The 20247-nt window shown below is 73.6% G+C and carries 18 protein-coding genes; 11 read left to right on the plus strand and 7 right to left on the minus strand.

The genetic code is table 11. The annotated features are described in order from the left end of the window. The first annotated feature begins 13 nt into the window (after positions 1-13). Positions 14-445 (plus strand): DUF5997 family protein, encoded by a 432-nt coding sequence (locus ACIGXM_RS30275; protein ID WP_396566443.1) that lies wholly within the window; start codon positions 14-16, stop codon positions 443-445. Positions 446-613: 168 nt separating this feature from the next. Here the strand turns inward: ACIGXM_RS30275 and ACIGXM_RS30280 are convergent, their stop codons facing one another. Continuing rightward, positions 614-1417, minus strand: a complete 804-nt coding sequence (locus ACIGXM_RS30280; protein ID WP_396566445.1) for an exodeoxyribonuclease III — start codon at positions 1415-1417, stop codon at positions 614-616. A gap of 277 nt (positions 1418-1694) precedes the next feature. On the opposite strand from ACIGXM_RS30280, the gene ACIGXM_RS30285 reads away from it, so the two are divergent. Next, on the plus strand, positions 1695-2477 hold the full coding sequence (locus ACIGXM_RS30285; RefSeq protein WP_396566447.1) for a GntR family transcriptional regulator: 783 nt from the start codon (positions 1695-1697) through the stop codon (positions 2475-2477). 18 nt (positions 2478-2495) lie between these two features. On the opposite strand, the gene ACIGXM_RS30290 is transcribed toward ACIGXM_RS30285, so the two are convergent. After that, on the minus strand, positions 2496-3656 hold the full coding sequence (locus ACIGXM_RS30290) for an ROK family protein (RefSeq protein WP_396566449.1): 1161 nt from the start codon (positions 3654-3656) through the stop codon (positions 2496-2498). A 358-nt stretch (positions 3657-4014) separates the two neighbouring features. Between ACIGXM_RS30290 and ACIGXM_RS30295 the strand changes: the two genes are divergently transcribed. Genes ACIGXM_RS30295 through ACIGXM_RS30305 form a run of 3 tightly spaced genes read left to right on the plus strand, consistent with a single transcriptional unit; the run spans position 4015 to position 6940 of the window. After that, positions 4015-5400 (plus strand): diaminopimelate decarboxylase, encoded by a 1386-nt coding sequence (locus ACIGXM_RS30295; protein ID WP_396566451.1) that lies wholly within the window; start codon positions 4015-4017, stop codon positions 5398-5400. Continuing rightward, the gene (locus tag ACIGXM_RS30300) at positions 5397-6188 is read left to right on the plus strand and encodes an SDR family NAD(P)-dependent oxidoreductase (RefSeq protein WP_396566453.1); all 792 of its coding nucleotides are present in this window, start codon (positions 5397-5399) and stop codon (positions 6186-6188) included. The genes ACIGXM_RS30295 and ACIGXM_RS30300 overlap by 4 nt, the downstream gene beginning before the upstream one ends. Positions 6189-6232: 44 nt before the next feature. After that, a complete protein-coding gene (locus tag ACIGXM_RS30305; protein WP_396566455.1) occupies positions 6233-6940 on the plus strand; it encodes a class I SAM-dependent methyltransferase in 708 nt (235 codons plus the stop codon). Between the two features lie 71 nt (positions 6941-7011). Here the strand turns inward: ACIGXM_RS30305 and bioD are convergent, their stop codons facing one another. From bioD to bioB, 3 genes are read right to left on the minus strand one after another with little or no spacing between them, the layout of a single operon-like run. Beyond that, positions 7012-7758: a dethiobiotin synthase gene (gene bioD, locus ACIGXM_RS30310; protein ID WP_396566457.1), complete on the minus strand. Its 747-nt coding sequence runs from the start codon at positions 7756-7758 to the stop codon at positions 7012-7014. A 28-nt stretch (positions 7759-7786) separates the two neighbouring features. After that, positions 7787-9097: an adenosylmethionine--8-amino-7-oxononanoate transaminase gene (locus ACIGXM_RS30315; RefSeq protein WP_396566459.1), complete on the minus strand. Its 1311-nt coding sequence runs from the start codon at positions 9095-9097 to the stop codon at positions 7787-7789. A gap of 47 nt (positions 9098-9144) precedes the next feature. Next, a complete protein-coding gene (gene bioB / locus ACIGXM_RS30320; RefSeq protein WP_396566461.1) occupies positions 9145-10389 on the minus strand; it encodes a biotin synthase BioB in 1245 nt (414 codons plus the stop codon). A gap of 171 nt (positions 10390-10560) precedes the next feature. On the opposite strand from bioB, the gene ACIGXM_RS30325 reads away from it, so the two are divergent. Further along, on the plus strand, positions 10561-11313 hold the full coding sequence (locus ACIGXM_RS30325; RefSeq protein ID WP_396566463.1) for a hypothetical protein: 753 nt from the start codon (positions 10561-10563) through the stop codon (positions 11311-11313). Positions 11314-11343: 30 nt separating this feature from the next. Here ACIGXM_RS30325 and ACIGXM_RS30330 read toward each other — a convergent pair whose 3' ends face one another. Next, positions 11344-13833, minus strand: coding sequence for a DEAD/DEAH box helicase (locus ACIGXM_RS30330; protein WP_396566507.1), 2490 nt, complete (start codon positions 13831-13833; stop codon positions 11344-11346). A 130-nt stretch (positions 13834-13963) separates the two neighbouring features. On the opposite strand from ACIGXM_RS30330, the gene ACIGXM_RS30335 reads away from it, so the two are divergent. Together ACIGXM_RS30335 and ACIGXM_RS30340 are read left to right on the plus strand one after the other, a co-directional pair. Further along, a complete protein-coding gene (locus ACIGXM_RS30335) occupies positions 13964-15148 on the plus strand; it encodes an 8-amino-7-oxononanoate synthase (RefSeq protein ID WP_396566464.1) in 1185 nt (394 codons plus the stop codon). Positions 15149-15226: 78 nt separating this feature from the next. Next, a complete protein-coding gene (locus ACIGXM_RS30340) occupies positions 15227-16000 on the plus strand; it encodes an enoyl-CoA hydratase/isomerase family protein (protein WP_396566466.1) in 774 nt (257 codons plus the stop codon). A gap of 35 nt (positions 16001-16035) precedes the next feature. On the opposite strand, the gene ACIGXM_RS30345 is transcribed toward ACIGXM_RS30340, so the two are convergent. Continuing rightward, entirely contained in the window at positions 16036-16680 is a 645-nt protein-coding gene (locus tag ACIGXM_RS30345) for a GNAT family N-acetyltransferase (protein WP_396566468.1), read from the minus strand. Between the two features lie 247 nt (positions 16681-16927). Between ACIGXM_RS30345 and tdh the strand changes: the two genes are divergently transcribed. The 3 genes from tdh to ACIGXM_RS30360 are packed head-to-tail and all read left to right on the plus strand — an operon-like array spanning position 16928 to position 20182. Further along, on the plus strand, positions 16928-17956 hold the full coding sequence (tdh, locus tag ACIGXM_RS30350) for an L-threonine 3-dehydrogenase (protein WP_396566470.1): 1029 nt from the start codon (positions 16928-16930) through the stop codon (positions 17954-17956). 29 nt (positions 17957-17985) lie between these two features. After that, positions 17986-19188 carry a glycine C-acetyltransferase gene (locus ACIGXM_RS30355; RefSeq protein WP_396566472.1) on the plus strand — a complete coding sequence of 401 codons (1203 nt, stop codon included), beginning with the start codon at positions 17986-17988 and terminating at the stop codon, positions 19186-19188. Between the two features lie 40 nt (positions 19189-19228). Further along, complete coding sequence (locus tag ACIGXM_RS30360) at positions 19229-20182, plus strand: LysR family transcriptional regulator (protein WP_396566474.1); 954 nt, start codon at positions 19229-19231, stop codon at positions 20180-20182. The last annotated feature ends 65 nt before the right edge of the window (positions 20183-20247 follow it).

The following is a 20247-nucleotide window of genomic DNA, read 5'->3' on the forward strand; positions in this document are numbered from 1 at the left end:
TACCCTGGTGACCATGACAGCGCTCAAGTCGAAGACGACCCAGACCATGAAGCCCGCCACCGCGGCGAAGAAGCTCGGCGTGTTCCTCCCCGCCACGCCCGCCGAGTTCCAGGAGGGCGTCGTCTCCCGCCAAGAGCTCAACTCGCTGCAGACCGAGCCGCCGACCTGGCTGGTCGAGCTGCGCCGCAACGGCCCGCACCCGCGCTCGGTGGTCGCCGCCAAGCTCTCCGTCTCCGTCTCCGGCCTGGCCCGGGCCGGGGTCACCGAGGCGCTCACCACCGCCGAGATCGAGGCTCTGAAGAGCGCCAACCCGGACTGGCTGCAGCGCGAGCGCGCCACCCAGGCCGAGGCCCGCAAGGAGGCGGTGCGGATCAAGGAGAAGCAGTCCGAGCAGGAGAAGCGGCAGTCCACCCGGGACGCCGCCGCCCTGCGCGGGCGCCGCTGACCCGGCGGGCCGCTGGCCGGGTCCGCCCGGCTCATCCCGCCGCTCCCGTCCGCCTCCCCCGGGCCGCCGGCCGGTCGTCTCACGGCGGCCTGGCCGAGGGGGCGGGTCCGGCCTCGGGTGACGGTGCGCTCGACCGCGGACGCGGTGCGCCGTCACCGAGCCGGGGAGCTACCCGGGGTGGTTGTACGCCACCGTCACCGGTGCGTGGTCGGACCACCGCTCGGCATGGGTCGCGGCCTTCTCGGTCTTCGCCCAGAGGGCCTTGCCGGCCAGCCCCGGCGTCGCACAGTGCAGGTCGATCCGCCAGCCGGCGTCGGAGTCGAAGGCACGGCCGCGGTAGGACCACCAGGAGTAGGGGCCGGCCTGGTCGGGGTGGAGGCGGCGGACGACATCGACGTAGCCGGCCTCGTCGAGGACGCGGGTGAGCCAGGCGCGCTCCTCGGGGAGGAAGCCGGCGTTCTTCTGGTTGGCCTTCCAGTTCTTGAGGTCGGCCTCCTGGTGGGCGATGTTCCAGTCGCCGCAGACCACCACCTCGCGGCCGTCGGCGGCGGCGCGGGCGCGCAAGGCGGTGAGGTGGACCAGGAACTCCGCCATGAAGCGTTCCTTCTCGTCCTGCCGCTCGGTGCCGACCTCGCCGGAGGGGAGGTAGAGGCTGGCGACCGTCAGGCCGGGAAGATCGATTTCGAGGTACCGGCCCGAACCGTCGAACTCGGCCGAGCCGAATCCGATCCGGCTGCGCTCGGGTTCCGTCCGGGAGAGGATCGCGACGCCGGCCCGGCCCTTGGCGGCGGCCGGTGCCCAGAGTGCCTGCCAGCCGGGCAAGTCGACTAGCTCGGGCGGGAGTTGGGAGGCCTCGGCGCGGACCTCCTGGAGGCAGATGACGTCCGAGGTGGTGGCGGACAGCCACTCGACGAGCCCCTTCTTGGCGGCGGCCCGGATCCCGTTCACATTCACACTCGTCACCACGATCACCTGCGTAGCCTACCCGGCGGGTGCTGGTCGGAGGCCGATCATGAACCTGGGGTGAATGTCCGCAACGGGCCCGTCAAGCCCTCGTCATTGGTCTTGACCATCTCCTCGGGCACCCCCTAGGGTCCTTTACTGCAAGGACCTTTAATAAAGAAGGACGGATTAAGGCCCCCACTCCCACCTGGCGAAACCCTGCCGGTGCCGGCCCGGGGCGCCCGGCCTTCGGCGATGTCCGGCGGCCGCCCCACGCGGCCGTACGCCGGTCAGGGTGGAGGACACGGTGGGGACAGCACAGCTCTCGGCGGTACCGGAGCCGAAGTACTGGCACCTGCGCACGGTGCTCCTGCGCGCCATCGACTCGGAGTTCGCCACGGGTGAGGTCATCCCCAACGAGCGCGAGCTCGCAGCCCGCTTCGGGGTGGCCCGGGCCACCCTGCGGCAGGCGCTCGACCAGTTGGAGCTGGAGGGCCGACTGGTCCGCCGGCGCGGGATCGGCACGCTGGTCGCCGCCCCGCGGGTGGGCGTGCCGGTCAACCGCGGAGCCGAGGGCTGGCCCGGCAGCAGCCGTGAGCAGGCCTGGCGCACGGTCGGCTGCGGCACGGCCGGTGCCTCCGAGCAGCTCGCCGGGGCACTCGGCATCGCGACCGGCGAGCCGGTACACACCGTTCGCCGGGTTCGGACCGCACAGGGGCAGCCGGTCGCCACCGAATCGCTGCACGTGCCGGAGTCGGCGCTGAGCCACCTGCCGGCGATCCAGCTCACCGGCGGCCCGGACGAGGGCGAGGAGCTCGCGAAGTCCGTGCTGCGCCGGCTGGAGCGGCTGACCGTGGACGGCGAGTCGCGGGCCGTGGAGCTCGGTGTCGCCGAGGCCGCCGAGGCCGCGCTGCTGGAGCGGCCGCCGGGCACGCCGGTGCTGGTGGTCACCACCCAGTACGCGTCGGCGGGGCGGCTGGCCGCGGTGGCCGTGTCCACCTACCGGGCGGACACCTGCCGGCTGACGTTCGGCGAGACGGGGCTGGTGGAGGTCGCCCCGGTGGCCGCGGCGGCGGCCCGGACCGCCTGAGCGAGCACACGCGACGGCTCAGGCCCGGGCGGCCGTGGGCTGGTCGACCGCGAAGAGCTGCTCCTCCACCTGGTCCAGCGCCAGCCGCAGCGCGCCGAGCGCCACCACGTCCTCACCCAGGGTGGAGAGCGCCACCTCGGGCGCGCGCAGGCAGTAGAGCGCCAGTCGCTCGCGCAGCGGCTCCAGCACGCCGTCCAGCCCGGCCGCCCAGCCGCCGATCACCACCAGCTGCGGGTCGATGGCCAGCACCAGCGCCGCCACGTCGTGCACCAGCCGGCGCAGGAAGCGGTCCATCGCGACCTGGGCCACCTGGTCGCCCTCCCGGGCCAGCCGGAGCACCCGGGCGACCGCGGCCTCGTCCAGCGGGTCCAGCGGCGTTCCGGTGGTGGAGAGCAGGCGCTCGGGGGTGGCCTCCTGGCCGAGCAGGTGCAGCGCGCCGATCTCGCCGGCCGCGCCGCCGAAGCCGCGGTGCAGCCGCCCGTTGATCAGCGAGCCGGCGCCGGGGCTGAGGCCGGCCAGCACGAAGACCACGTCGCCCATGCCGACCGCCGCGCCCTGCCAGTGCTCGGCGATCGCGGCCAGATTGGCGTCGTTCTCGATCAGGACCGGGCAGCGGAACGAGCGCCGCAGCCGGGCGCCGAGGTCCAGCCCGGTCCAGCCGGGCAGCGCGGTGCCGAGCCGCACCGACCCGTCCTTGTCCACGATGCCCGGGCTGCCGACGCCGACCGCCCACAGGCTGTCGCGCGAGACGCCGGCCCGGCGCAGCACCTCGGCCACGGCGGACCGGACCGCGCCGAGCCGCTCCTCGGCCTCCAGCGCCTCGTCCACCGGGCGGTCGTGCCGGCCGATCGGACGGCCGGTCAGGTCGGCCAGCACGACCCGGACGCCGTGCACCCCGATCTCCACCCCGAGGGTGTGCCCGGCCTCCGCGCGGAACCTGAACCAGCGGGCGGGACGGCCGCGTTGGCGCCCGCCGTCCTGGCTCTGCGCCACCTCGGCGACCAGCCCGGACTCCACCAGACCCTCGATCACGCCCTCCACGGTCGGCCGGGAGAGCCCGGTCTCGCCGACCAGTTGGGTCAGCGTGACGGCCTGCCCGTCGCGTAGCGAACGCAGCGTCACCGCGGCGTTGATCCGACGCAGCAGCGAGGAGTCTCCTCCGGTGAGCCGATCCGCCAACAGGCTGCCCTTCCGCGTTCGCGCGACTGCCCTGGCGCGCGTGCCGAGTGCGCGGTGACGTCCGGTGTGCCCCGCGAGGACGCCGCCCGGGAGCGTCACGGGAGGTGCCGCGCACCGAAGGGCGTCAGCCGGATGGTACCCGTGAGTCATCTCGGCCGCGAGCGTTCGCGCAGCTCATGACCGGGTCGGTACCGAATGGTGAGTGAACCGCGATCAGTACCGGGCGCCCGGCGGGCGCCACTCCGGCGGGCTCCGGCGCCGGCCGGATGAGGCGTCGGTGCTCCTTCGGAGTGCCCGGACCGCCTTTTGTCACCAGGATAGGGAGAACGGTTGCCGCACCACCCGGAGGAGGGCGCCCATGGCGGACCGGACATCCCTGGTGATCCGCGAGGCGATCCGCCAGGGGCTGCTCGGACCGGAGCAGCCGCTGGCCGGCTTCCTGGACCTGGACGGGCTGCGCCGGACGGTCACCGACCTCCACGACGCGTTCGCCGGGCCCGCGCCGGTGCTGCACGCCTTCGCCGTGAAGGCCGCCTCGTTGGTGCCCGTCCTCGTCCTGCTGGCGCAGTGGGGCATGGGGTGCGAGGTCGCCGGCCCCGGCGAACTGGAGCTCGCGGTGGCCGCCGGTGTCCCACCGGAGCGGATCGTGCTCGACTCGCCCGCCAAGACGGCCGCCGAGCTGCTGCGGGCCGTTCGCCTGGGCGTCGCCGTGAACGCGGACAACCTGCAGGAGCTCGGACGGATCGACCGGCTGCGCGGGCTCGGGGCGACCTCCTCGACGTTCGGGCTGCGGATCAACCCCCAGGTGGGCGCGGGCGCCATCACGGCGATGAGCACGGCCACCGACACCTCGAAGTTCGGTGTGGCGCTGCGTGACCCCGGAGCGCGCGAGACGGTGCTGCGGGCCTGTCTCGAGCGGCCCTGGCTGACCCGGCTGCACGTCCACGCGGGATCCCAGGGAGTCCCGCTGGAGCTGATCGCCGCCGCCGTCCGGGCGGTGTACGAGCTGGCGGAGGAGATCAACGACAAGGCCGGCCGGATGCGGATCGGCAGTCTCGACATAGGCGGCGGACTGCCGGTCAACTTCGTGGACGACGAGGTCCGGCCGACCTTCCGGGACCACGTGGCCGCGCTGCGCCGGGGCGTGCCCGGACTCCTCGACGGGCGCTACGCGCTGGTCACCGAGTTCGGCCGCGCCGTGTTGGCGAAGAACGGCTTCATCGTGGCCGCCGTCGAGTACACCAAGGAGGCCGGGGGCCGGCGGATCGCGGTGACCCACGCTGGCGCGCAGGTCGCCACCCGCACGGTCTTCCGGCCGGACGCCTGGCCGCTGCGGGTGGGTGCCTTCGATCGCCAGGGCCGGCCCAAGGGCGAGCCCGTGGTGGCCCAGGACGTCGCCGGCCCGTGCTGCTTCGCCGGCGACCTGGTCGCCACCCGGCGACCACTGCCGCTGCTCGAACCCGGTGACTACGTCGCCCTGTACGACACCGGCGCCTACTACTTCTCCACGCCCTTCGGCTACAACAGCCTTCCCCGGCCGGCGGTCCACGGTTTCCGCACCGACCCGGACCCGGCCGGCGCCGACGCCGCGCCGCGCGCCGCGGCCGTGCGGTTCGCCACCGTCCGTGCCCGGCAGAGCCTGCACGAGGTGGCGGTGGAGAGCGGCCTGGCACAGCGGGACGCGTTGCGCCGGCTCGGCGCGGGGCTGCCCGTCACCCGACCCCAGAGGAGGAACCAGCCATGACACCCACCCCGTCCACCCCGCGCACCGTCCTGGTCACCGGTTCGACCGCCGGCATCGGGGAGGCCATCGCCCGCGCGTTCGCCCGGGGCGGCCACACCGTCGTCGTCAACGGTCGCGACCGGCGGCGGGTCGGCGACGCCGTGGCCCGGATCGAGAGCGCCGCCACCGGCAAGGTCCTCCCCGTGGCGGCCGACGTCGCCACGGCCCAGGGCGTCCGGGAGATCGTCGACGCCGTCCCGGAGGTCGACGTCCTGGTCAACAACGCCGGGATCTTCGGCGAGGCACCGGCCTTCGAGATCACCGACGAGGAGTGGCAGCGCTACTTCGACGTCAACGTCCTCAGCGGCATCCGCCTCACCCGCGCCTACGCGCCGGGGATGGCCGCCCGGGGCTGGGGCCGCGTGATCTTCATCAGCAGCGAGTCCGCGATCTCCACGCCCGGCGAGATGATCCACTACGGCATGACCAAGACCGCCCAGCTCGCCGTGGCCCGGGGGTTCGCCCAGGCGGTCGCCGGCACCGGGGTCACCGTCAACTCCGTCCTGCCGGGGCCCACCCGGACCCCGGGCGTGGAGGACTTCCTGCGGAACAGCTACGGCGACCTCCCGTTCGAGGAGGCCGAGCGCCGGTTCATCGCCGAGTACCGGCCGACGTCGCTGATCAGGCGGCTCAGCCGGCCGGACGAGGTGGCGAGCCTGGTGTGCTACCTGGGGACTGACGCCTCGTCGTCCACCACCGGTGCGGCGCTCCGGGTCGACGGCGGCGTCACGCCGACCGTCATCCCCTGAGCGGCAGGCCCCCGGCCATCGGGTCCAGCCCCTATGCTTCGGGCATGCCGAACGAGATTCGCACCCTTCGCCCGGGCGGGACCGCATTGTCGGACACCGCCTTCGTACGGGAGGAGACCCGCCCGACCCCGGTCCCGTTCGTGCCCGAGATCCGCCTGCGGATGGCCGACGACGCCATCGCGCTCTGGGAACGGACCGAGTCGGCGCGCGGCGAGATCGGTCTGCCGCCGCCGTTCTGGGCGTTCGCGTGGGCCGGTGGCGTGGCGGTCACCCGGTACGTGCTCGACCACCCCGAACTGGTGGCCGGGCGGACGGTGCTGGACGTGGCGGCGGGGTCCGGCCTGGTCGGCATCGCGGCGGCCAAGCGCGGTGCGAAGTCGGTGCGGGCGGCCGAGATCGACGCCTACGCCGTCGCCGCCATCGCGATCAACGCCGAGGCCAACGGGGTTCACCTCGACGCGACGGCCGGCGACCTGCTCGACGGCGACGGCGGTTCGGCCGAGGTCGTGCTGGCCGGGGACGTCTTCTACGAGCGGGCGATGGCCGCCCGGTTCCTGCCGTTCCTGGAGCGTGCGCGGGCCCGAGGGGCCGTCGTGGTCGTCGGCGACCCGGGGCGGGCGTACCTGCCGCGCGAGCGGTTCACGCCCCTGGCCGTCTACGAGGTGCCGGTGGTGGCCGATCTGGAGGACGCCGCGCTCAAGACCACCACCGTCTGGCAGCTCGCGCCGACCTCCTCGGCAGGCCGGCCGTAGCGCGTCCCGAGGGGGGATTCCGGGCGCACTGGCGTCGCCGGGTGAAGCCGCTGGGCGGGTAGCGGCCGGGGCTACGGCCGGTGCGCCACCGCGAAGGCGGCGGCGTCCCAGTGGCCGCCCAGGGCCGGGGCCAGCGAGGCCGCCGCCAGGTCGGTGAAGGCGGGCCCCGGGGTGCGGGTGGCGCCGGCGGGGAGGGCGCCGAGGAGGGGCGCGTCCGCGGCGGTCGGCAGGTCGGCGAGGTTGCAGCGCATGGCCAGGTCGGGTTCGGCGGGCCAGCTGCCGATCACCACCCCTGCCGAGCGGAGCCCCCGGGCGCGCAGTGCCTCGGCGGTGAGGGCGACCGCGTTGAGCGTGCCGAGCCCGGCCGTGGCGACGATCAGCACCGGCGCCTGGGCCGCCTGCGCCATCGCGGCCAGGGTGAGCCCGTCCGCGTTGTAGCGGACCAGCAGGCCGCCCGCGCCCTCGACCAGGGTGAGGTCATGGTCGGCGGTCAACTCGGCGACGGCGGAGCTGACCTGAGGGAGCGTCAACTCGGCGAGTCCGGAGCGGCGGGCGGCGGTGTCCGGGGCCAACGGCTCGGGGTAGCGGGCCAGTTCGCGGGTGGTCAGCCGGGCGGTCGGGGCGCCGGCCAGGCGCAGCACCTCGGCCGCGTCGCCGGGCTCGTCCGCCGTGACCCCGGTCTGCCCGGGCTTGAGTACGGCGGTGCGGCGGCCGGCCCGCAGTGCCAGCGCGGCCAGCGCCGCCGTCACCGCGGTCTTGCCGACCTCGGTGCCGGTGCCGGTGACGAAGAGCAGGCGCTCGGGGGAGTGGTCGGTCATCGGTTCAGCAACTCCATCAACAGAAGTCTCAGCCGGCGGCGGCCGCCGCGGTGACGGCGGCGGTGATCCGGGCGAGGTCGTCGTCGCCGGTCACGTAGGGCGGCATGGTGTAGATCAGGTCGCGGAACGGCCGCAGCCAGACGCCCGCCCGGGCCGCCGCCTCGGTCGCCGCGCCCATGTCCACCGGGTGGTCCAGCTGGACCACGCCGATCGCGCCCAGCACCCGGACGTCCGCGACGCCCGGCAGGTCCGCCGCGCCGGCCAGGCCGTCCCGCAGTCCGGCCTCGATCCGCCTGATGTCGAGCTGCCAGTCCTGCCCGAGCAGCAGGTCGATCGAGGCGTTGGCGACGGCCGACGCCAACGGGTTGCCCATGAACGTCGGACCGTGCGCGAGCACCGGCAGTTCGCCCCGGCTGATCCCGTCCGCGACCTCGGCCGTGCAGAGCGTGGCGGCCATCGACAGGTAGCCGCCGGTCAGCGCCTTGCCCAGGCAGAGCACGTCCGGTGCGACCCCGGCGTGCTCCGCGGCGAACAGCGCTCCGGTCCGGCCGAAGCCGGTGGCGATCTCGTCGAAGATCAGCAACACCCCGTGCTGGTCGCAGAGTTCGCGCAGCAGCCGGAGGTAGCCGGGGGAGTGGAAGCGCATCCCGCCGGCGCCCTGCACCACCGGTTCGACGATCACCGCGGCCAGCTCGTCGGCCTGTTGCTCGATCACGGCGGCCAGCTCGGCGGCGTAGGCCGGATCGACCTCGGCGTCGAAGCCGGCGGGCGGCTCACCGACGAAGGTCTGCCGTGGCAGCACCCCGCCCCACAGCCGGTGCATCCCGCCGTCCGGGTCGCAGACCGACATCGGGTGGAAGGTGTCGCCGTGGTAGCCGCCGCGCCAGGTGAGCAGGCGTTGCTTGGCCGGCCGCCCCACCGAACGCCAGTACTGCAGGCACATCTTCATCGCGACCTCGACCGCGACCGACCCGGAGTCGGCGAGGAAGACGTGCCGCAGCGGCTCCGGGGTGATCTCGACCAACCGGGTGGCGAGCCGGACGGCGGGCTCGTGGGTGAGCCCGCCGAACATCACATGGCTCATCCGGCCGAGCTGTTCGCGCACCGCCTCGTTCAGCACCGGGTGGTTGTACCCGTGCACGGCCGCCCACCAGGAGGACATGCCGTCGACCAACTCCCGCTGACCGCACACCGGTTCGGCCAGGCGCAGGCGGACGCCGGAGGCGGACTCGACCAGGTACGGCGTGGCCGTGCCGGGCATCGGCCCGTACGGGTGCCAGACGTGCTCGCGGTCCAGCCCGAGCAGGGCCTGCGGGGTGAGCGGGGGCGGCGGTGCCACGTGTGGGGCTCCTCGGCTGGTGGTGACGGATCCGCGGTCGGGACGGCTCAGGCGTTCGGCGCCAGCTCGGTGCCCGCGCCGCGGCGGCGGACCCGGACCAGGTCCTTGCGCAGCTCCTCGTCGTCCTCGGCCGGCTCGACGGTCTGCTCGGCCTGCACGGCCTGCTCCGCCGGCGCGGCCTCGCCGCACGGCCCGCAGCCGCCCCCCGCGTGGTCGCCGCAGCCACCTCCCGCATGGCCACCACAGCCACCACCCGCGTGGTCGCCGCAGCCGCCGCGGACCAGGTCGGCGCGGTGCTGGGGCAGGGTCACCTCGCCCGCGCCCTCGATCTCGAAGCCCGCGTCCCTGATCATGTCGAGGTCGGCCTGCCCGGCCTGGCCCTCGCTGGTCAGGTAGTCGCCGAGGAAGATCGAGTTGGCGATGTGCAGGCCCAGCGGCTGCATGCTGCGCAGGTGCACCTCGCGCCCGCCGGCGATCCGCACCTCGACGTCCGGGCAGACGAAGCGGACCATCGCCAGGATCCGCAGGCAGCGCTGCGGGGTGAGGTTCCACTCCTTCTCCAGCGGGGTGCCCTCGAACGGGATCAGGAAGTTCACCGGCACCGAGTCCGGGTCCAGCTCCCGCAGCGCGAAGACCACGTCGACCAGGTCCTGGTCGGTCTCGCCCATCCCCGCGATCAGCCCGGAGCAGGCCGAGAGCCCGGCGCCGTGCGCCTTGCTGACGGTGTCCACCCGGTCGGCGTAGGTGTGCGTGGTGGTGATCTCGCCGTAGGTGCCCTCGGAGGTGTTCAGGTTGTGGTTGTAGGCGTCCGCGCCGGCCGCCCGGAGCCGCTCGGCCTGGTTGTCGGAGAGCAGGCCCAGGCAGGCGCAGACCTCCACCGACGGGTCCTGGTCCTTGATGGCGGCGATGGTGTCGCTCACCCGGTCGATGTCACGGTCCGTCGGGCCGCGGCCGCTGGCCACCAGGCAGACCCGCTTGGCGCCACCGCGCACCCCGGCGGCGGCGGCCTGCGCCGCCTCACCCGGCTTCAGCCAGGTGTACTTCAGGATGCCGGTGTTCGAGCCCAGCCGCTGGGAGCAGTACGAACAGTCCTCCGGGCAGAGCCCGCTCTTGAGGTTGACCAGGTAGTTGAGCTTCACCCGGCGGCCGAACCACTTCCGGCGGACCCGACCCGCGGCGGCGACCACGTCCAGCAGTTCGTCGTCGGTGGTGGCCAGCACGGCCAGCGCTTCCTCCCGGGTGGGGAGCTCGCGGTTGAGGCCCTTGGCGGTGAGCGTGTCGAGCAGATCCATGACCCTGATCCTGCCTGGCTGACCTCGGCGGACGCCAGAGGGAATCCGCCAGAAGATCGCCCCCAAAGGTGTGCGAGTTGTCACAGTGTCGCCAACCAGGCGGGGTTCGGCGGTTCGTTCGGTAGATCCCCGCTGACCTGCGCGGTCGGACCGCCCCCTACAATCTGCGCCATGACCACGCAGGGGGAATCGCGCCCGATAGCCGGAAGCGTCGCCGAGGGGCAGGGACACGGTGGCGGCGCCGAGTCGCGTCGCTCGCGTCGCGTGTTCACCTGGTGCGCCACGGTGTTGGTGCTCGGCGCCGCCGGCTTCGTGGTGACCCGGCCGCACCCCGGCGACTGGCTCCCGGGGCTCGGCCCGACCAGCAAGGACGCGCCGCCGCCGGTGGTCGGCAGCCCGCCGCCCACCTCGTCGACCGACCCCAACCCGTTCACGGCGGAGCAGTACTTCCCGGCCGCCCGGCCGATCGACCTGAACGGCTTCAAGGCCAAGCGCTCGGGCGCCCGGCAGGGCAACGACTGCACCGAGACCCTGCAGGACCCGACCAAGGACGTCCTCAGGAACTTCGGCTGCCAGGGCTATCTGACGGTCACTTTCACCCGCGCGGACGGCAAGGTGCTGAGCTGCGTGACGGTGCTGCGGTTCGCCGACGACCAGACCGGGCAGCAGGTCGCCGACCTGCTGGCGGGCAAGCCCGGCGCGCTCAAGTTCGTGCTGCCGGACACCACCATCGCCGCGCCCTCGGCCTCGGCCGGCGCGGTCAACAGCTCGCTGACCCGGGTCGAGGACGTGCACCACTACGTCACGGTGACGACCTCGCGGTTCACCGACGGGCACAGCGGGACCGGGCCGAACGACCCGGACCTGGAGGAGGCCACCCGGGCGGTCTCGTACGTCGCGGGGGAAGCCTTCATGTGGGGCTGACGGCCCGCGCCGTCAGCCCCTGACCGGGCCTCAGCCCAGCCGGTCCACCGCGGTGACCCGCAGCACCGCGCGCCCCTCCTCGTCCGAGCCGTGCAGGTCCACCTCGGCGCTGATGCCCCAGTCGTGGTCGCCCGCCGGGTCGTCGAAGATCTGCCGGACCCGCCAGGAGTCCGGCTCCTCCTCGATCAGCAGCATCCGCGGCCCGCGCGCGTCCGGGCCGGTGCCGAGGTCGTCGTGCTCCTCGTAGTAGGCGTCCATGGCGTCCGCCCAGCGGTCCGCGTCCCAGCCGTACTCGCCGTCCAACTCGGCGAGTCCGTCGTAGTGCTCCAGCGCGCAGAGCTCCACCCGGCGGAACATCTCGTTGCGCACCAGTACCCGGAAGGCCCGCGCGTTGGCCGTGACCGGAAGCGGCTTGGACTCCAACTCCCGTTCCTCGTCGGCCTCGTCGGTCGGGTTGGCGAGCTGCTCCCACTCGTCGAGCAGGCTGGAGTCGACCTGCCGGACCAGCTCGCCGAGCCAGGCGATGACGTCCTTCAGGTCGTCGGTCTTGATGTCCTCGGGGACGGTCTGCTCCAACGCCTTGTAGGCGCCGGCCAGATAGCGCAGCACGATGCCCTCGGTGCGGGCCAGGTCGTAGTGGCCGACGTAGTCCACGAAGGTCATCGCGCGCTCGAAGAGGTCGCGGGTGACGGACTTGGGCTGCAGCTGGTAGTCGCCGATCCACGGGTGGGCCCGCCGGTAGACCTCGTAGGCGTGGCCCAGTACCTCCTCCAGGGGCTTCGGGTAGGTCACCTCCTGGAGCCGCTCCATCCGCTCCTCGTACTCGATCCCGTCCCGCTTCATCTCGCCGATCGCCTCGCCGCGCGCCTTGTTCTGCTGCGCGGCCAGGATCTGGCGCGGGTCGTCGAGGGTGGCCTCGACCACCGACACGACGTCCAGCGCGTACGTGGGCGACTGCGGGTCGAGCAGCTCGAAGGCGGCCAACGCGAAGGTGGAGAGCGGTTGGTTGAGCGCGAAGTTCTCCTGCAGGTCCACGGTGAGCCGGACGATCCGGCCCTCCGGGTCCGGCTCGGCGAGCCGCTCGACCACACCGCCGGCCAGCAGCGAACGGTAGATGGCGATCGCCGAACGGATGTGCCGGCGCTGGGCGGAGCGCTCCTCGTGGTTGTCGGTGAGCAGCTTGCGCATCGCCTCGAAGGCGTTGCCGGGCCGCCCGATCACCGACAGCAGCATCGCGTGGCTCACCTTGAACCGGGAGACCAGCGGCTCGGGTTCGGCCGCGATCAGCCGCTCGAAGGTCTCCTCGGTCCAGCCGACGAAACCTTCCGGCGCCTTCTTGCGCACCACCTTGCGCTTCTTCTTCGGGTCGTCGCCGGCCTTGGCGAGCGCCTTCTCGTTCTCCACCACGTGCTCCGGCGCCTGCGCCACCACCTGGCCGACGGTGTCGAAGCCGGCCCGGCCGGCCCGGCCGGCGATCTGGTGGAACTCGCGGGCGCGCAGCGTGCGGACCCGGATCCCGTCGTACTTGGAGAGCGCGGTGAACAGCACCGTGCGGATCGGCACGTTGACCCCGACGCCGAGCGTGTCCGTCCCGCAGATCACCTTCAACAGGCCTGCCTGGGCGAGCCGTTCGACCAGCCGGCGGTACTTGGGCAGCATCCCGGCGTGGTGCACGCCGATGCCGTGCCGGACGAACCGGGAGAGGTTGCGGCCGAACTTGGTGGTGAAACGGAAGTTCCCGATCAGGGCGGCGATGGCGTCCTTCTCGGCCTTCGAGCACATGTTGATGCTCATCAGCGACTGGGCCCGCTCCACCGCCTCCTTCTGCGTGAAGTGCACGACGTAGACCGGGGCCTGACCGGTCGTCAGCAACTCCTCCAGGGTGTCGTGCAGGGTGGTGCGGCGGTACTCGTAGAACAGCGGGACCGGACGGGTGGCCGAGCGGACCACGGTGGTGGCCCGGCCGGTGCGCCGGTTCAGGTCCTGCTCGAAGCGCCGGACGTCGCCGAGCGTCGCCGACATCAGCAGGAACTGCACCTGCGGCAGCTCCAGCAGCGGGATCTGCCAGGCCCAGCCGCGGTCGGGTTCGGCGTAGAAGTGGAACTCGTCCATCACCACCTGGCCGATGTCGGCCCGGTCGCCGTCGCGCAGCGCGATGTTCGCCAGCACCTCGGCGGTGCAGCAGATGATCGGGGCGGTCGGGTTCACGCTCGCGTCGCCGGTCATCATGCCGACCTGCTCGGTGCCGAAGATCTTGCACAGGTCGAAGAACTTCTCCGAGACCAGCGCCTTGATCGGGGCGGTGTAGAAGGTCCGCTTCCCCTCCGCCAGCGCGGCGAAGTGCGCCCCGGCCGCCACCAGGCTCTTGCCGGAGCCGGTCGGGGTCGCCAGGATCACGTTCGCGCCGGTGAAGAGCTCGATCAGGGCCTCCTCCTGGGCGGGGTAGAGCGTGATGCCCCGCTCCTCGGCCCACGCGGCGAAGGTGGTGAACAGCGCGTCGGCGTCGGCGGGCTTGGGCATCAGATCAAGGAGGGTCACCCGGCTATCTTGCCTGCTGCCGATCACGCTGGGCAAAGGCGGGCGAGCCGGCGCCCCCGGTGTGCCGTGGCGCACGTTGCCCGAGGCGGGGTGGCGTGCCAGGCTGCCGGGCATGATCCAGCACCCCGCCGCCCCCGCCGGGCCGCTCGCCCCCACCGCCGTCTTCGACTGGCTCGACGAGGCCGCCGAGCTGCGCGCCCGGGCCGGGCTCACCCGCACCCTGCGCAGCCGGCCGGCCGAGGACCCGGTGCTCGACCTGGCGAGCAACGACTACCTCGGGCTGGTCCGGCACCCCGCGGTGACCGAGGCCGCCGCGGCGGCCGCGCTGCGCTGGGGCGGCGGCGCGACCGGCTCGCGGTTGGTCACCGGTACCACCGCGCTGCACACCGAGCTGGAAGTCGAGCTGGCCGACTTCTGCGGCGTGGAGGCGGCGCTGGTCTTCTCCTCCGGCTACGCCGCCAACCTGGCCGCGCTCACCGCGCTCACCGACCCCGACACCCTGATCGTCTCCGACGCCAACAACCACGCCTCGCTGATCGACGGCTGCCGGCTCGCCCGCGGCCAGGTGCACCGCGCCCCGCACAGCGACCCGGACGCCGTCGCCGCCGCGCTGACCGAGCGGACCCGGCCGCGCGCGCTGGTGGTGACCGACTCGGTCTTCTCGGTGGACGGCAACGCGGCCCCGCTCGCCGCGCACGCCGCCGCCGCCCGCGCGCACGGCGCCGCGCTGCTGGTGGACGACGCGCACGGGCTCGGAGTGCTCGGGCCGGGCGGGCGCGGGGCGCTCGCCGCGGTCGGGCTCGCCGGTGAGCCGGACGTGGTGGCCACCGTGACCCTCTCCAAGTCGCTCGGCTCGCAGGGCGGCGCCGTGCTCGGCCCGCGCCGGGTGATCCGGCACCTCACCGAGACCGCGCGCAGCTTCATCTTCGACACCGGCCTGGCCCCGGCCGCGGTCGGCGCGGCGCTCGGCGCGCTGCGCCTGCTGCGCGCCGAGCCACAGCGCGCGGACCGGGCCCGCGAGGTCGCCCGCACGCTGGCCGACCGGCTCACCGCCGCCGGCCTGGACGCGAGCCGGCCGGACGCGGCGGTGGTGTCCGTCCGCGCACCCGGTCCCGAGCAGGCGGTGGCCTGGGCCGCCGACTGCCGCCGGGCCGGCCTGGCGGTGGGCTGCTTCCGCCCGCCGTCCGTCCCCGACGGCCGCTCCCGGCTGCGGCTGACCGCCCGCGGTGACCTGACGGACGGGCAGATCGCCTTCGCGGTGAACGTCATCGCCGCGACCGCCCCGACGGAGGGCTGACGGGGGCGCGGCAGCGCTCCCGCCCCTCGACCGCTACTGTCGGGGTTCACGACCGTTAACCCCTGGGAGGATCCCGTCATGACGCGGTTCGTCACTCTGGACGTCACGGACGCCGTCGGCACCATCCGGCTCGACCGGCCGCCGATGAACGCGCTCGACATCGCCATGCAGGACCAGCTCAAGGAGGTCGCCGAGGAGGCCACCGCCCGGGACGACGTGCGCGCGGTGATCGTCTACGGCGGCGAGAAGGTCTTCGCGGCCGGCGCCGACATCAAGGAGATGCAGCGCATGTCGTACACCGACATGGTGCGGCGCGGCGCGGCCCTGCAGGAGGCGTTCACCGCGGTGGCCCGGATCCCCAAGCCGGTGGTGGCCGCGGTGACCGGCTACGCCCTCGGCGGCGGCTGCGAGCTGGCGCTCTGCGCCGACATCCGGATCGCCGCGGAGAACGCCAAGCTCGGCCAGCCCGAGGTGCTGCTCGGCCTGATCCCCGGCGCGGGCGGCACCCAGCGGCTGGCCCGCCTGGTCGGCCCGGCCAAGGCCAAGGACCTGATCTTCACGGGCCGCCAGGTCCGCGCCGACGAGGCGCTGCGGATCGGCCTGGTGGACCAGGTGGTGCCGGCCGAGGAGGTCCTCCCGGCCGCCCTGGCCTGGGCCGGCAAGCTGGCCGCCGGCCCGTCCTGGGCGTTGCGCGCCGCCAAGGAGGCGGTGGACCGCGGCCTGGAGAGCGACCTGGACTCCGGCCTGGCGCTGGAGCGTTCGCTCTTCGCCGGCCTGTTCGCCACCGAGGACCGCGAGATCGGCATGCGCAGCTTCGTCGAGGACGGCCCGGGCAAGGCCAAGTTCCGCTAGCGGCAAAGCCCGTAGCGCCCCGCCGGGGCGGGGCGCTACGGCTGGGTCAGCAACACCTCGGCGCCCACCGGGCGGTACCCCGCGGCCTGGAACGCCCGCACGCTGGTGGCGTTCCCCGGTGCCTGCTGGGCCCACACCACGTCTCCCTCGGGCAGGAGGTGACGGGCCGTCAGGGCGAGCGCCCGGCCAAGTCCCCGTCCGCGCGCCTGCGGTGCCACCTCGATCGCCGCCTCCCAGCGCCCGGCCACCCCGCGCCCGAGCACCAGCACCCCGCCCGGCGTGCTCCAGACCCGCACGTCGTCACGGTAGTCGAGCGCTCGCACCACCCGTGGATGGGCCCGGTCCGCGATCTCCGTCATGACCAGTGGCGGCTCACCCGCCAGCCGGCCCGCGACGGTCAGCAGGTCGGTGTTGCCGATCACCCGCCCGGTGCGCCGCGCGAAGGCGGTGAGGAACCCCGGGCTGAGCGGGGCTGCCAGAGGATCAGTGGCGGCCTCGGCGAGCGTCCCGGCCACCCACCCCGGGTCCCCGTCGACGAAGACCACCGCGTGCGCGCTGAACGACAGCACGCCGGCCTCGCGTTCCGACGGCTGCGGGACCACCGTCACCGAGCCGTCCGAGGGCGGGAACATCCCGCCCGCCGCGTCGTCGAGGATCCGGGCCAGTGCGTGATCGGTCATGCGCCCCACTGTAGGGGGGTCGCCCGAACGGGTGAGGCTCGGCATGGTGCCCGGCCCGGCCAGCGCCGCTCGGGCAGGATCGTGAAGCCCTGCTGTCGCCGCCGTTAAGAATTCCTCGATGGACCGCACCCCCTCCGACCAGGCAGATTGCAGTTGCCCGGCGCGGAATGGCGCCGTTGCCGGGCCTCAAACTCTCGCAGCGTCCGTGCGTCGACCGCGTGTCGAACCGTGTGTCAGGAGCCTCGTCGTGAAGGCACTCGTCAAGAAGCAGGCCGAGCCCGGACTGTGGATGACCGACGTCCCCGAGCCGGAGACCGGCCCCGGCGATGTGCTGATCAAGGTGCTGCGCACCGGTATCTGCGGCACCGACCTGCACATCCGCAACTGGGACGGCTGGGCGCAGCAGACCATCAAGACCCCGCTGACCATCGGCCACGAGTTCGTCGGCGAGGTGGTCGCGATCGGCCCGGCGGTCGCTGACATCTCGGTCGGTGACCTGGTCAGCGGCGAGGGCCACCTGGTCTGCGGCAAGTGCCGCAACTGCCTGGCCGGCCGCCGTCACCTGTGCCGCAACACGGTCGGCCTCGGCGTCGGCCGGGACGGCGCGTTCGCCGAGTACGTGGCGCTGCCCGCCTCCAACGTCTGGGTGCACCGGGTGCCGGTCGACCTGGACGTCGCTGCGATCTTCGACCCGTTCGGCAACGCGGTGCACACCGCGCTCTCCTTCCCGCTGGTCGGTGAGGACGTGCTGATCACCGGCGCGGGCCCGATCGGCATCATGGCCGCGGCCGTCGCCAAGCACGCCGGCGCCCGGCACGTGATGATCACCGACGTCAGCCCGTACCGGCTGGACCTGGCCCGCCGGGTCGGGGTCTCGCTCGCCCTCGACGTCTCCGAGCACAGCATCGAGGAGGGCCAGCAGAAGCTCGGCCTGCGCGAGGGCTTCGACGTCGGCCTGGAGATGTCCGGCCGCCCCGAGGCGCTGCAGTCGATGATCGCCAACATGACCCACGGCGGCAGGATCGCCATGCTCGGCCTGCCGGCGCAGGAGTTCCCGGTCGACTGGGCCCGGATCGTCACCTCGATGATCACCCTCAAGGGGATCTACGGCCGCGAGATGTTCGAGACCTGGTACGCCATGTCGGTGCTGCTGGAGGGCGGCCTCGACCTGACCCCGGTGATCACCGGCCGGTACGCCGCGCAGGACTTCGAGGCCGCGTTCGACGAGGCGGCCGGTGGCCGCTGCGGCAAGATCATTCTGGACTGGACCGTCTGACCGCCCGTTTCTCCCCGAGGAGCCCTTCCGTGTTCGACTCCGTCCGCGAGGACATCGCCAGCACCCTCGCCGAGATCACCGAGGCGGGTCTGTTCAAGCCCGAGCGGGTGATCGGCACCCCGCAGAGCGCCGCGGTCACCGTCACCGCCGGCGGTCGCCCCGGAGAGGTGCTGAACTTCTGCGCCAACAACTACCTCGGCCTGGCCGACCACCCCGCGGTGGTCGCCGCCGCCAGGGAGGCGCTGGACCGCTGGGGCTACGGCATGGCCTCGGTCCGCTTCATCTGCGGCACCCAGGACGTGCACAAGCAGCTGGAGGAGCGGCTCTCGGCCTTCCTGGGCCAGGAGGACACCATCCTCTACTCCTCCTGCTTCGACGCCAACGGCGGTGTCTTCGAGACCCTGCTGGACGAGCGCGACGCCGTCATCTCCGACGCGCTCAACCACGCGAGCATCATCGACGGCATCCGGCTGAGCAAGGCCCGCCGCCACCGCTACGCCAACCGCGACCTGGCCGAGCTGGAGCAGCGCCTCAAGGAGACCCAGGACGCCCGGCGCCGCCTGATCGTCACCGACGGTGTCTTCTCGATGGACGGCTACGTCGCGCCGCTGCGCGAGATCTGCGACCTGGCCGACCGGTACGACGCCATGGTGATGGTCGACGACTCGCACGCGGTCGGCTTCGTCGGCCCCGGCGGCCGGGGCACCCCCGAGCTGCACGGGGTGATGGACCGGGTCGACATCATCACCGGCACCCTGGGCAAGGCGCTCGGTGGCGCCTCCGGCGGCTACGTCGCCGCCCGCCGGGAGATCGTCGCGCTGCTGCGCCAGCGCTCGCGCCCGTACCTGTTCTCCAACTCGCTGGCCCCGGTGATCGCCGCCGCCTCGCTGACCGTCCTCGACCTGATCGAGACCTCGCACGAGCTGCGCGAGCGGCTGGTCGCCAACACCAAGCTGTTCCGCTCGAAGATGACCGAGGCCGGGTTCGAGATCCTGCCCGGCGACCACCCGATCGCCCCGGTGATGATCGGCGACGCGGCGAAGGCCGGCAAGCTGGCCGAGCTGCTGCTGGAGCGCGGCGTCTACGTGATCGGCTTCTCGTTCCCGGTCGTTCCGCACGGCCAGGCCCGGATCCGGGTCCAGCTCTCCGCCGCGCACTCCACCGAGGACGTCGAGCGGGCCGTGGCCGCCTTCGTGGACGCCCGGGCGGCGATGGGCGGCCTGGACGGCTGAGCCGGACTGGATAGGCCCGGCGCGCTGGCAGAATGAACGGGTGATCGACGCCAGACGCCTGCGGACCCTGCGGGCCGTGGCGGACCACCGTACGGTGACCGCCGCGGCCGCCGCGCTCTACCTCACCCCCTCGGCGGTCTCCCAGCAGCTCGCCGCGCTGGAACTGGAGACCGGGCACGAGTTGCTCACCCGGGACGGCCGCGGGGTGCGGCTCACCGCGGCGGGGGAGATCCTGGTCGGCCACGCGGACGCGGTGCTCACCCAGCTGGAGCGGGCCGAGGCGGACCTCGCGGCGTACGCGGCCGGCGCGCGCGGCGTGGTCACGGTGGCCTCCTTCGCCACCGGCATCGCGCTGGTGCTGGCGCCGGCCATCGCCACGCTGGCCGGCGCGGCGCCCGGAGTGCGGCTCAAGGTGCTGGACGCCGAGGGCGACGCCAGCCTGCCGATGCTGCTGGACGGGCAGGCGGACCTCGCGGTGGCCGTCGAGTACCGCGGTGCCCCGCGCGCCGACGACCGGCGGCTCGCCCGGGTCCCGCTGTACGCCGAGCCGTTCGACGCCGTGCTGCCGACCGGGCATCCGCTGGCCGCCCGGCCCGGCCCGCTCGCGGTGGCCGAGCTGGCCGCCGAACCGTGGATCGGTCCGTACCCCGGCAACCCGTGCCACGACGTGGTGCTGCTGGCCTGCGAGCACGCCGGCTTCACGCCGCGCCTCGAACACTCCTCGGACGACTTCCGCGCGGTGGTCGCGCTCGCCTCGGCGGGCGCGGGCGTCGCGCTGGTGCCGCGCTCGGCGCTGCGCGGGGTCGACCTCGCGGGGGTCGCGGTGCGGCCGGTGGAGAGCGAGCCGGCCACCCGCAAGGTCTTCGCCGCGGTGCGCAGCGGGGCCGAGCGGCACCCGTTGATCCGTCCGGTGCTGGCGGCACTGCGCGAGGCCGCGGCGCGGCTGGCGGCGGAGCCGGACGCCGCGCCGGTGCTGACCGCGACCCATTCCTGAGGAGCGAGAACCCTTGAGCGAGCACGCCCGGTCCACCGATCCCTCCGCCGATCCCTCCGCCGAGC

This window comes from Kitasatospora sp. NPDC052896, assembly GCF_044547075.1.
GTDB lineage: Bacteria > Actinomycetota > Actinomycetes > Streptomycetales > Streptomycetaceae > Kitasatospora.